The following is a 12,380-nucleotide window of genomic DNA, read 5'->3' on the forward strand; positions in this document are numbered from 1 at the left end:
AGTAATCTAATTTTTTAGCGTGATAAATTAATAAAAAGAAAGGATCAATTCTTCAAGACTGATCCTTTTATCAGGTTTATGTTTTTTCTTATAATATTTTAGGTAAAATTTAGAAATCCCCCAAAATGGGACCTAAAATACTGCTGGTGAGCTTTACAAGATTGTAGGCATTAAAATCGAATTCCTTTTCCTTTACCGAAACCGATAAGTAAATTACACCCTTTACTACTCCATTGTAGATAATGGGGGTAACAATTACTGATTTCCAATTGGGGGTTCCGGTAAAAATATCAATATGACTGATATCTTCCCAGTCAATCAGGTATTCTCCCTGTCTAGACTGAATTACCTTCCCAATTAGTCTGCTATTGTAATTTAACTCCCCCTGCCAATTATCCATGAATCTTCTACGGCAAAGCTGAGACTTGATTTGATTGTTTTTAACGGTAAATACAATTCCTTCTTCCGCCTCTAGTATCTCAATTAGTCTGCCCAGCATAATGTATATTTTATCTTCAAGGCTTCGACCCTCTGTAAGCAGCTCTATAGCCTCTGCTATTACCAATACATTTCGCTGATCCTGCACCACATTTCCCGATACAATTCCCGCCAGCTTATCGGTCCGCTTATCTACAAATCCTATGTCATTTTCATAGAATACAGTTCTGTTTCTGCCCTGCTCCTTGGCATGATACAACGCCTGATCAGCCTTTTCAATCAATATTTCCTTTGTAATGCCGTCTTCAGGACAACCGGCCACACCACAGCTAATGGTTAGCTCGACCTCGTCACCTAAAAGTTTTGCCTCTTGAAAGGCATTTCGAATTTTTTCAGCAATGATAAAGGCATCTTGCTTTCGGGCACCGGGCAAAATAATGATAAATTCCTCTCCTCCGTACCGTCCCACATGGTCAGATGAACGAATATGCTCTCTGATTACCCTGCCAACCTCTGTCAGTACCATATCACCCCGTTGATGTCCATAGGTATCGTTAACACATTTAAAATGGTCTATATCACACATAATAATGGAAAACTGCTGCTCTGCTTCTTTAGCTGCCTCAATATTTTCCAGCAGAATTTTTTCAATGGTTTTTCTTACATAGGCCCCAGTCATCTTATCAATTGATGAGCTGATCTGTAAATAATAGTTGTTCAGCATAATACAGGCTAACGGAAGCAGCTTCTTGCAATCATTAAAGGTCTCCTGAGAAAAATTGTTAAATACCTTATCGGTTTCTTGGTACAAATACCCAATTACCTTTACCTTCTCCTTTACCGGCTGCCGCTGTTCAAAGCCAGGTATTTCATCGTTTCTGCTATTATTAATAATAGGCAGGCAGATGATGGCCCTTGTATCTTTGCTATTATATAGGCCACTGTTTTCTATTCCATGGGTCAAATGATTTTCAATGAGCAGTCCTTCCTTGGTTACTGCACATTTTTCTAAAATATGTCGTATTTCTTCCAGGCTGATCTTGGAACCAAAGGAGGTCACAAATTCATAGCCTTCGTCCTTTACCCCCAGTAGGGCTCCCCTGGTGGCCAATACATATTTGCCTGCCAGTCTGGTGATCAGACCTAAATTATACACCACATCATTGGTCAAAGCAGCCACAAGGGATTCAATACTATCAATATCAATGGAGATTAAAGCTTTATACTGCTGAAGTGCAAGATCATAAAAGGCTGGATTATGGAATAGCTCCTTGTACCTCGATACATCAAAAAAGCTCACCAAATCCAGAACATCCTCCTGTACGGATTCCTTCACATCGGTGGGATCTGTCTGGTTTTGAATGACCCTTTCCATCTTAAGGAGTTGTTCTTTTATTCTGAATTTATTTTTAACTTTTAAATATGATTCCTTATACTCCCTTGGTGTTCTTGCCAGCAGGCCTTGAATAACCTCCAGCGCATTTAAATAATAGCTGGTGGCCCGATAGTAGTCCCTCTCTTTGAAATAAAGCGCTCCAAGCCTTTCATAGATTTGCCATTTAATTTCTTTTTCATAGGTTTCGCTTATTTCTACCAACAGGTTTTCCCATATCTGGAGTGACTCACCCTGATGATACAATAAACACTCGAAATATTTTCTTTTCATTTGATAATCATAGTTGTCGTAGCTTTCAACCAGGGCTTCATCCTCTTTCAGCAGCAGCTTGGCCAGCTGCCTGTCATCCAACCGATAGAGAAGGTCAACGGCCATCAGCAACAGGATTCTTCTTTCCTTAATGTATGGTGTATCACGGTAAGCATAGACCACTTCCAACAGCTCTTTTACTGTATCTGTTCTTTTCAAAGCATAATTTGAGAAAAACCTCATGCTTTTAAGGATTAAATCCAGTCTTTCATGGCTTCCCTTGACCTCATTATGCTGATCAATCAGGGAAAGAACCTTTTCATAGTCTCCCATAGCCATGTAGAAATAGATCATACTTTCAAAAAGGGAATCTGCAAAATAAGTATTCATCGAATAATCACTAAATTCAACCTGGGCCTTTAATACATAATGATAGGCCTGCTTGTAGTCACTGATTCGGGTAAAGCAAATGATCAGATTACTATAGCCCAAAAGCTTCATTGCCTCATCTTCATATTCTATGGCCAGACTAATGTTATTATGAAGTACTTCAATGGCCTTATCAAATCTGCATTCATGCATATAGGAATCGGCAATATTATTTTGGGCCCGGAACAGGTCGTCCATCCGGTGATACTGCTGGGCGATTTTAGCTGAGCGTTCAAAGTATTCCCGGGCCTCTGGAACATTTAAAAAATGATCCTGAAGGAGAACACCGATATTATTAATGGGCCGGCTGGTTTCTTCAAGCCTTTGGCCCTTTTCTAAATAGACAACGCTAAGCTCAAAATATTCCTTGGCCTTTAGTATTTCCCCCCTGAAAAAAGCTGTCACTCCTTTTTGGCTTAAAAACATGCCCATATACCCATAATCGTTTAATCCCTGGGCTAGGGTCAAATAGGTTTTACAAAGGGCTTCCATTTGTTCAGTTTCCTTTTGATGCATGTAAATCCGGCATAATAAATACCCAGCCTTCATCATACCCTCGTGATATTGAATTTCCTCTGCCATTTCAAGTGTTTGAGCCAGGACAAGCTTTCCCTTTTCCAATTCATTTCGATTCATTAGAATTTGGGCTATTTTACATTTCGCTTCAATGGCATAATGTAGCAGTGGTTTTGCTTTACAATTAGATACTACTTCATCGTAGCAAGACAGGGCCTCATAGTTATTTCCTTGATTTTGACACACCTCGCCCATTTTTAACAAAAGCTGAAATTTTCTCGGTTCTATAGAATCTTCTAGTATTTCGTAGGCCTTTTTATAAAAAATCATAGCCTGGGAGTAAATTCGGAGATTATACATACTGTCTCCCGCTTCTATGCAATAATATACTGCTTTATCCCGCTGATTCGACTGAAAAAGGTGATAGATTAACTCCTCCTTGTTTTCTCGCCCTTCTCGCTTGTACTGTTCCTCCAACACTTCGCTGACTCGCTTATGTAGCCTTATTTTTTCAGCGGCATCAATGGAATTGTATATATATGATTTAAGCTGCGAACGATAAAAGCCATAGGTATACCCCCAGTCCTCCAGCTTCTCATTGATAATCTTCAGCTGAGTTAACCGACCTAAATATTGTGAATAATCCATGTCCTTTCCTAAAATATAAGCGATAATTTCACGGGAGACGGTGGTGCTGAAAAGTGATACTATCTTTAAAACCCTTACGGTCTTTTCGTCAAGGGTATTGATTAAACTAATAACTGCATCGTCCAGGTTTTCCGGTAGCTTTATTTTAGTATAATCCTCAGTGTGGCTTTGCCAGGCAAATCCATCTTCCTTGGTGCTGTAATCTACATAGAGGATCCGCTGGGCATAAAGCTCTTTTATTGCCTCTTCAATTAATACCGGAACTCCTTCCGTTTCTTTCATTATCCTGGTGGCAAAGCGCAGGGGATCTTTATTCCAGCCCAAAATATTCCTTATCATTTGGGCTGTCTCTTCCACTGAGAGCCTGCTCAGCTTGATTTCGAGAAGTTCGGCCTGTCTCCACTCATTAATTCGATCCTTTGTTTTTTCCCAGCAATAGCCCTCATTGATTAAGCTGAACATCAATATGATAGGGGCCTTTTTCAGTTTATTTAGCTTAATAAAGTAATCTACAAATTCAACAAAGGTCTTTGAAGCGGAATGAAAATCATCAATCATAATAATGCTAGGACGATTTCCTAGGACTTCAATAATAAAATTAGTTACACGGTCGTAAAATCTTAAGATTTCCCGGTCCTCCCTCAATTCCCTTGAGGGTCTTATATTTTTATTGATACCAATCTCAGGTATCAGCTTTACCAATTCTTCTGCATATTTATTAATTGTATTGGGATGGGCCAGTTTTAAGACATTCTTCAACATAAAGGGGATAATTTGATAAAAGCTGTTTTTATCAGGAATGATATTATGATGAATTATATGAAGTCTGCTCCAACGCATCTGATATTTAATTTCATTCATCAAACGGGTTTTGCCGATACCCCGATCCCCCCAGAGAAGCACTAGATTCTTTTTTTCAGGGGACTCTTTTAAGGACAGTATTTTTTTCAGCTCAACATCCCTTCCGACCAGGGGGGTTTTAAAATTTAGATTTTCTACATCCTGCTTATCTTCAATCTTATGCCCTAATTTATAGAGCTTTACAATCTCCCGGTTCATTGCGTGGATTGATTGAAAACGCTCAATAAAATCATATTGGGTTGCATTTTTAATGATTTCATAAAACTGTTTGTCCCAGCTGGTGATTGATCCCTGCTGTAAATTGATTTTTTCTCCAAGCCTATGGGGCTGAAAGGGCTCTTGGGTATAAAGCTCATAAAGCAATACACCTAAGGAATAAATATCGATATAGACGCCAACCTCAATCCCATAGCCAAGCTCCGGAGCCTCGAATCGTGCTCCTTCTCCTTGGCTATATTTACTGTTGGTTTCCCTCAATTTAATTGTCATTAGATCTCTTAATTTTATCTTAAACTGACCAGCTTCATGATAAATTAGTAAATTATCAAAATTTATAAAACCATAAAAAATACCATGAAAATGCAAGTAATCAATCAGCCTGGCAAGCTGAGAATAGATGGACAACAGAGTCTGTTTAGTAATAAAATTCTTCAGATTATGATTAAGGGTAGGGTTGATTAATTCTGTTGTATAGAAGAACAATGTTTCATTTACCGGCTTATCATCTATGGAATCAATAATTCCAAAACTGATTAATTTAACGATATTTGGATGGCTCAATGAGGAAAACTGATAAAAGTTTCTTACACAATGGTTAATAAAAGCTCTCAAATAGCTGCTTTCTTTTATGATATAGAGTAAAACAGGATTATTATTTTGCATCAGGTCGGTTGCTTCATATTTGCTGGTAAAGCTATCTATTTTCAGACATTCAACGATTTTATAACGATTGTTAATAATCTCCATGTCCCCACTTCCCCAATTTATTTTTCCATATAACTACATTGTTCTACCATATATCATGGCAACACCCTTAAGAATAAAATCTCTTTCCTGTTGAGTGAGGTCCTGCAAAAGATCTGCCAAATAATTTCTTCTGGCATGCAACACCTGGCGGATAATTTCATGCCCCTTTTCCAGCACTAAAATCCTTACAATTCTTCGATCTTTCTCATCTCGAACACGCTTAACCAGCTGATTTTTTTCCATTCGATCGACTAAATCAGTGATAGTACTGCAGGCTAAAAACATTTTATTACTCAATTCACCAATTGTCATATCTTCACCATTAATTAAGGTTTGAAGGGCTTGAAACTGCGGAGGGGTAATTTCAAATTCAGTTAATATTTCCCTTCCCTTATTTTTAATTACCGTACATAAATGTCTTAGTTCTTCCTCTAACTCAATAATGGTATCATCATACATGACTTCCTTCATATTAATCCTCCTGAAGATAAAATATTTAATTTATTTTATCATATTTCGGTTATAATGCTAACAAAATCATTTAAAATCATTTTTTAACTTTTAATTTTTTACAAGGGACTTTTCTACTATTTTCCCCATTTTCCAAAAAAATTATATTTTTTAAAGGGATAAAGAGCAATTTGTCGAATTTAGATATGTAATTATGGGTATTTAGCAGGCCATGAGGAAGGAGGTATTTAGCATTCGATGAAAAAATATATTCACTATACAATGAAGCAAAATAAAATGCTATCCTTCACAATTATTCCCAGCACCACCAACAAAATTGTCCAATTTACCATTCCCTACTGGATTCCTGCGGCAGGAGCCTTATTCATGATCGTATCCTTCATATTTTCCATAGGTATCTCTAAGGAATTTTTTAATGTTAAAGAAGCCCTGATCATGGCAGAAAATCAGGTGGCCATATTAGAGGATGAAAATTTCAATCAAGCCTTTGAAATAGAATATCTGCGTAATCGTTCGGCCGAAATAGAGAAAAAGCTTTTAGACCTCAACCAGCTCCAGGATAGGGTACTTAATATGGTCGGTCTAGACAACGAGGCTAAAACCAATGCAGTCGAAACCTTTCCTGCCTTTCTGGTAACCCGTTCCAGCCTGCGCCCTTCAATTATTGATGTAAGCCTTGAAGATGGCTTACTCCATTTGGATCAATTGATTGAACAACAGAAGCAGTCAATGGAAAAGCTGGTTGTTGATGTAGAAAAACAGCTGGAATATATTGATTCTATTCCCAATCTACAACCCACCGTCGGTCGCCTTACCTCGCCCTATGGCTATCGTATTTCACCAACCTCACGAAACCGGGAATTCCATTCTGGTATAGACCTTGCTAATCAAAAAGGTACCGATATTTATGCCAGCGGAAGTGGCATCGTTACCTTCTCAGGCTATAATGGCGGCTATGGCCGAATGGTTATTATTTCCCATGGACACGGCTATACTTCTGTTTATGCACATAATTCCAGCAACTTAGTCAAGGTGGGCGACAAAGTGAATAAGGGCGATGTAATTGCCAAGATGGGCAGTACCGGAAGAAGCACAGGCCCCCATTTACACTTTGAAATCAGAATTAACGGAAAAGCAGTAGACCCCACCACCATACTGGAATAAACAACAAGGAGGACAGGCTATGTTTAATAAAAAGGAAAATAGAAAGGAAGAGGTTCAGTACAGCCGTGCCAGCAGCATTATTGATAAAGACTGCTATTTGGAGGGTATGCTACGGGCTAAGGGAACCCTGAGAATTGATGGCAGCTTTAAGGGTGAAATTGTAGTGGACGGAAACCTTTTTATTGGTGAAACCGGAAAAATTATAGGTAATATTCAGGTAAACAACCTAATGGTTGCCGGTGAAATACAGGGAAATATTACAGCAGCGGAACAGCTGCGAATTGCCACCGGGGGAAGCCTCTATGGCGATGTATGGGTTAAATCCTTTATTTTAGATGAAAATGCGATTTTTGAAGGAAGCTGTAAAATGCAAAAGGAATCAAGCTCCCTGGCTGATGACAGGGAACCTGTTGTCACCTGAAAAAAATAAAACTAGTACCTTGCGCCATTTAAATACGCAGGGTACTAGCAGACAATTATACAAATTGCCATCAGTTAAGGTATCAAAATGTCAATTGCCGCCTGATGTGCCTTAAAGGTTAGGGGCAGCTTCCCACCATATTCTCCGTCAACATCCACAACAATCTCCTCTTGACAGGCGATACTCACCTCTTTTACCTGCAGATACTGAATATTGGGATGATTGATATGATTTCCCTGGAGCAGCATCAGAAATAGTCCTGCCATATCCTTCAGCTGGCTGTTCTCAACAAATATCAAATCCAGGAGGGCATCATTGGTCTTGGCCTCCGGAGCAAGACTTTTAAATCCCCCTACATGGGGACTGTTGGCCAGAATAAAAAACAATATTTCCTTCTCTTCTATGGTGCTTCCAATTTTAAGCTGAATATTAATAGGATGAAATAATTGCTTGGGAAACTCCTTGATTCCTTCAAAATAATAGGCAAACCTTCCAAAAAAGGTCTTGGCCTCTGAAGAAACTCGATGGGCTACATCGGTTAATAGTCCTGCCGCTGCCACATTTAAAAAGTAGCGATCTCCTGCCCTTCCAACATCAACCGGGATACTTTCAGCTCTATTCAGCATATAGGCAAATTGCTCAATTGTTTTTGGTATTTTTAAATGACAGCCAAAATCGTTAACGGTGCCTGCCGGGTAAATAGCCAGCTTGGTGCGACCAGAATTGGGCTGACTTGCTGTGAGCATACCATTAATTACTTCATTTACAGTACCGTCACCGCCGGCGGCTACTATAATATCACAGCCCTCTAAGCAGGCATCATGGGCCAGCTCTTTAGCATGGAAGGGCCCGGTGGTTTTTACCAGGTCACACAGGCATCCATATTCCGACCACATGATCTCCTTTAATCTCGGTATATTTCTTTGTAATAACCTTCTTCCCGAATCTGGATTATATATTATTTTTATTTTATTCATTATCTTTCCCCCTAGTATTTTCCTGCTTTCAAAGCGGCAGGAATTCTTCATTAGTATCATTTAAAGAAAATATACAAAGAATTAATGAGTACTATAGGATTGGTTTGATTTGTCCTTCGATTAGGCCAAGTCTTCGATGATTAATAAAATCATCAATCATTCTTGCCAGGATTTTTACTCCATACTCTATTTCTCTGGTATTAACTGAAGCAATACTTAAACGGAAATAGGAATCATCTCGATTATTAACAAAAAATAGTCCGCCAGGAGCAAAGACAACATTTTCTTTTTTTGCCTCATCATAGAGCACCTGGGATGAAAACTCCTTGGGCAGCCTTAACCAAAAATTAACCCCGCCCCTTGGCAATTGCCAGGTAACGATTGAGGGCATTGACTCCGTTAAAGCCTTAACCATTGTATTAAATCGTTCTCTGTAGCTGGCTTCCATGTGTCTGATATGTTGTTTAAAAATACCCTTTCTCAAATAGATTTCAAAGGCTCTTTGCAAAAGCCCAGCTGTAGAAATATCTGAGTTATGCTTTGCCAGCAATAAATGCTCCTGTAGATTGGTTGGGATCACCAAAAATCCCAAGCGTAAACCGGGCATCAGAATCTTGGAAAAGCTCTTTAAATAGATGACCCGTTCCCCATGGTCAAGGGATTTCAAGGTACTGTTATCTTCACCAGAAAAATTTAAATCGCTTAAATAGTCATCTTCTAATATATATAGGTCATATTGATTGGCCAATTCTATAAGCTGTACCTTTTTATCTCTGCTGTAGGAGATTCCCGTAGGATTTTGAAAATTGGGCATAACATATAACAGCTTCGGACGATAGGTCTTAATTTTCTTTTCCAGCATGTCAAGGTTCAGTCCATCCTGTTCCAGGGGCAGCTCAATAATTTTAGCTCCCCTTGATTGAAAGGCCCCCATAGCTCCTGTATAGGTGGGGTTTTCAGTCAGTACAAAATCACCATAATTAAGCAGCGCCTTGGCAACAATATCGATTCCCTGTTGTGCCCCTGAAATAATGTGAATATTTTCTGCCTCCTCCAGCATTCCCTTTTCTGAAATATATTCCTTTAGCATTTCCCTCAAGGGGTAATAACCCTGCCCCTCTTGGTAACCAAAGGCATAGCCCTGATCCCGGTCCAGGGCTTCATTAATGGCTATTTTAAAATCTTCTACAGGAAAAAGCTCAGCTGATGGGGTGCCACTGGCAAAATTAATCATGTAGTCTTCAATTTTCATTCTCCCCTGGTTCATTAATCTTTCATTTTCATTTGATAAATTCGATGAACCGATGTCAGTCCCCTCGATTCCCTTTAAAGCATGGTGAACCTGGGGTGAAACATAGGTACCGCTTCCAATTTTCTTATAAACAATACCTTCTTTTTCTAATATCTCATAGGCCTTCACCACGGTAACATTATTGACCCCTAATTGCTCTGCCATTTTCCTTACAGGTAATAGCCTATCTCCTCCCTTTAGCTTTCCTTGAAAAACCAATTCCTTGATGGCGGTATAGAGTTGAATATATAAGTGCTGGTAATTTCCTTTATCCAGACGGATTCCCTCATAAATCTTCATAGGCTTCACCTCATTAATATTGTTCCTATGAACTACATTATATCAAACATTCATCCCTTTAAATAGCCTCTGATTTTAGACAAGAAAAAACAGCGACCACATCGTATATGCTATACGAAAGGGTGCTGACTTTTCCATAGAGTAGATAGGGTAGGTACTAATCTCTTTTATATTTGTCCGCCAATCTTTGTAATTCTCTTGCCTGCATACCGCACTCCTCGGCAAACATTTTAAAACGCTCTGATACCTCTCGATCCTCCATCTGCTTTGAAAACATTTCATAATCACGAACCATTTCCTGGGCATCCAGCAGCTTTTTGGTAATCATGTCCTTTGTATTCATATTCATAATAAACACCTCCTTTAGCCATATTTTTTCCAAATTGAACTTGAATATGTACTACTGTAATTAGAAAAAAATATGAAAATTTTAAAGGAGTCCACCCCTTTTTTATAGAAGTTTTAATACTTAAACTGTCAAAATTTTTAGCCGAGGTGTTTATATGAAGCATTTTGCAACTTTAAAAGGTTTTTTTGTTAAAAACAAATGGTATTACTTTTGGGGAATTGTATGGCTTTTACTGGTTGATATTTTTCAATTGGTTATTCCAGAGGTTTTGAGGCGGTTTACCGACCAGCTTCAGGCCAATAGCCTGACCAAAAATGATCTGCTGCGATATGGCTTCTATGTACTGTTAATTGGTATTGGAATTGCATTTTTCCGTTTTCTATGGCGTATTTTTATCATTGGAACCTCCAGAAGGCTTGAATATGAGCTAAGGAACCGGCTTTTTTCACACCTGCTGGGCCTTTCCACCAACTACTATACCCACCACAAAACTGGAGATTTGATGGCCCATGCCACCAACGACATTAATGCAGTTCGTATGGCCCTGGGAATGGGTGTTGTAATGATGACGGATGCAGTTTTTATTACGATTATTGCCATTTTTATGATGGCCACTACAACAGATTTACGACTGACCATCATGGCCCTCTTTCCCCTCCCCCTTTTGGCGATTGCCATTGGGAAATCTGCACCAATTATCAACAGGCGTTTTCGGGAGGTGCAGGAGGCGTTTTCTTCTATGACCGATACTGTACAAGAAAACTTTTCTGGCATTAGGGTTGTAAAATCCTTTGTACAGGAAGCGGCAGAAATTATAAAATTTAATGGGAAGAATCAGATACTGTTTGAAAAAAACATGCGCTTAGTAAAGCTATTTGGTCTTTTTATGCCCTTTGTTCAGCTTATCTCAGGGTTTAGCTACTTAATTGTCATTGGCTATGGCGGCATACTTGTCATTAACAATACCATTACCCTGGGTGATTTCATTGCCTTTAACAGTTACCTGGGCCTACTGGTTTGGCCTGTCATGGCCCTTGGGTATGTCATCAATGTTTTGGAACGGGGGGCTGCCTCAATGGAGCGCCTTAACCACATATTTGATGAGAAACCCGAAATTAAGGATATCGACGGAGCTCAAAAATGGCATGATCCCAAGGGTGTGGTTGAGTTTAAAAAGGTATCGTTTCAATATCCGGGCAGCAATGCCTATGCTCTAAAGGACTTTTCAATTAAGATTGAGGCAGGAAAAACCCTCGGAATCATCGGTAAAACCGGCAGTGGCAAGACGACCCTGGCGGCATTGCTACTCAGGCTGTATGATGTTAATCAAGGTGAAATTTGTTTAGATGGAATTTCTGTTAACAGCCTTCAATTGGAGGATTTGAGAAGGCATATTGGCTATGTCGATCAGGACAGCTTTCTTTTTTCCACCACCATTTCCGAAAACATTGCCTTTGGTCTGGATTCCTATTCCCAGCAGGAGGTGGAACGGGTGGCCAGAATTGCCGAGGTGCATGATAATATTATGGATTTCCCCCTTCAATATGAAACCTACGTAGGGGAAAGGGGTGTTACCCTGTCTGGCGGGCAAAAACAACGGATCTCTATTGCCAGGGCCCTTGTCAAACAACCCAAAATACTGATATTGGATGACTCCCTTTCAGCTGTGGATACCAATACCGAGGAAAGAATTTTAAATGCCTTGAAGGAGGAATTAAAGGGAAAAACCAGTATGATTATTGCCCACCGGATTTCCACCATTAAAAACTGTGACCAGATCATTGTTATGGATAATGGAAGTATTGTTGAGGAAGGAACCCATGATTCTCTGTTGAATCGTCAAGGGTATTATTATGAACTATATCAAAGGCAGCTGCTGGAAGAAAAGATTGCCAATGAATAGG

Annotated in this window: 8 protein-coding genes; 3 read left to right on the forward strand and 5 right to left on the reverse strand. The window is 39.3% G+C overall.

The window, feature by feature from the left end; all coding sequences use genetic code 11:
* Positions 1-109: 109 nt before the first annotated feature.
* Both ACYQ1I_RS11560 and ACYQ1I_RS11565 read right to left on the reverse strand, forming a co-directional pair.
* Positions 110-5,503: a diguanylate cyclase gene (locus ACYQ1I_RS11560; protein WP_459765496.1), complete on the reverse strand. Its 5,394-nt coding sequence runs from the start codon at positions 5,501-5,503 to the stop codon at positions 110-112.
* Positions 5,504-5,536: 33 nt separating this feature from the next.
* On the reverse strand, positions 5,537-5,974 hold the full coding sequence (locus ACYQ1I_RS11565) for a MarR family winged helix-turn-helix transcriptional regulator (RefSeq protein ID WP_459765498.1): 438 nt from the start codon (positions 5,972-5,974) through the stop codon (positions 5,537-5,539).
* Positions 5,975-6,211: 237 nt separating this feature from the next.
* Between ACYQ1I_RS11565 and ACYQ1I_RS11570 the strand changes: the two genes are divergently transcribed.
* Both ACYQ1I_RS11570 and ACYQ1I_RS11575 read left to right on the forward strand, forming a co-directional pair.
* A complete protein-coding gene (locus ACYQ1I_RS11570) occupies positions 6,212-7,138 on the forward strand; it encodes a M23 family metallopeptidase (protein WP_459765500.1) in 927 nt (308 codons plus the stop codon).
* A 19-nt stretch (positions 7,139-7,157) separates the two neighbouring features.
* Positions 7,158-7,559: a bactofilin family protein gene (locus tag ACYQ1I_RS11575; protein ID WP_459765502.1), complete on the forward strand. Its 402-nt coding sequence runs from the start codon at positions 7,158-7,160 to the stop codon at positions 7,557-7,559.
* A 74-nt stretch (positions 7,560-7,633) separates the two neighbouring features.
* Here ACYQ1I_RS11575 and ACYQ1I_RS11580 read toward each other — a convergent pair whose 3' ends face one another.
* The 3 genes from ACYQ1I_RS11580 to ACYQ1I_RS11590 all read right to left on the reverse strand — a co-directional run bounded on the left by ACYQ1I_RS11580 (position 7,634) and on the right by ACYQ1I_RS11590 (position 10,476).
* A complete protein-coding gene (locus ACYQ1I_RS11580) occupies positions 7,634-8,536 on the reverse strand; it encodes a diacylglycerol/lipid kinase family protein (RefSeq protein ID WP_459765504.1) in 903 nt (300 codons plus the stop codon).
* A 91-nt stretch (positions 8,537-8,627) separates the two neighbouring features.
* Positions 8,628-10,127 (reverse strand): MocR-like pyridoxine biosynthesis transcription factor PdxR, encoded by a 1,500-nt coding sequence (gene pdxR, locus ACYQ1I_RS11585; RefSeq protein WP_459765506.1) that lies wholly within the window; start codon positions 10,125-10,127, stop codon positions 8,628-8,630.
* Positions 10,128-10,284: 157 nt separating this feature from the next.
* Positions 10,285-10,476, reverse strand: coding sequence for a hypothetical protein (locus ACYQ1I_RS11590; RefSeq protein ID WP_459765508.1), 192 nt, complete (start codon positions 10,474-10,476; stop codon positions 10,285-10,287).
* 154 nt (positions 10,477-10,630) lie between these two features.
* On the opposite strand from ACYQ1I_RS11590, the gene ACYQ1I_RS11595 reads away from it, so the two are divergent.
* Positions 10,631-12,379 (forward strand): ABC transporter ATP-binding protein, encoded by a 1,749-nt coding sequence (locus ACYQ1I_RS11595; RefSeq protein WP_459765510.1) that lies wholly within the window; start codon positions 10,631-10,633, stop codon positions 12,377-12,379.
* Position 12,380: the final 1 nt, after the last annotated feature.

Source organism: Alkaliphilus crotonatoxidans (assembly GCF_054658015.1).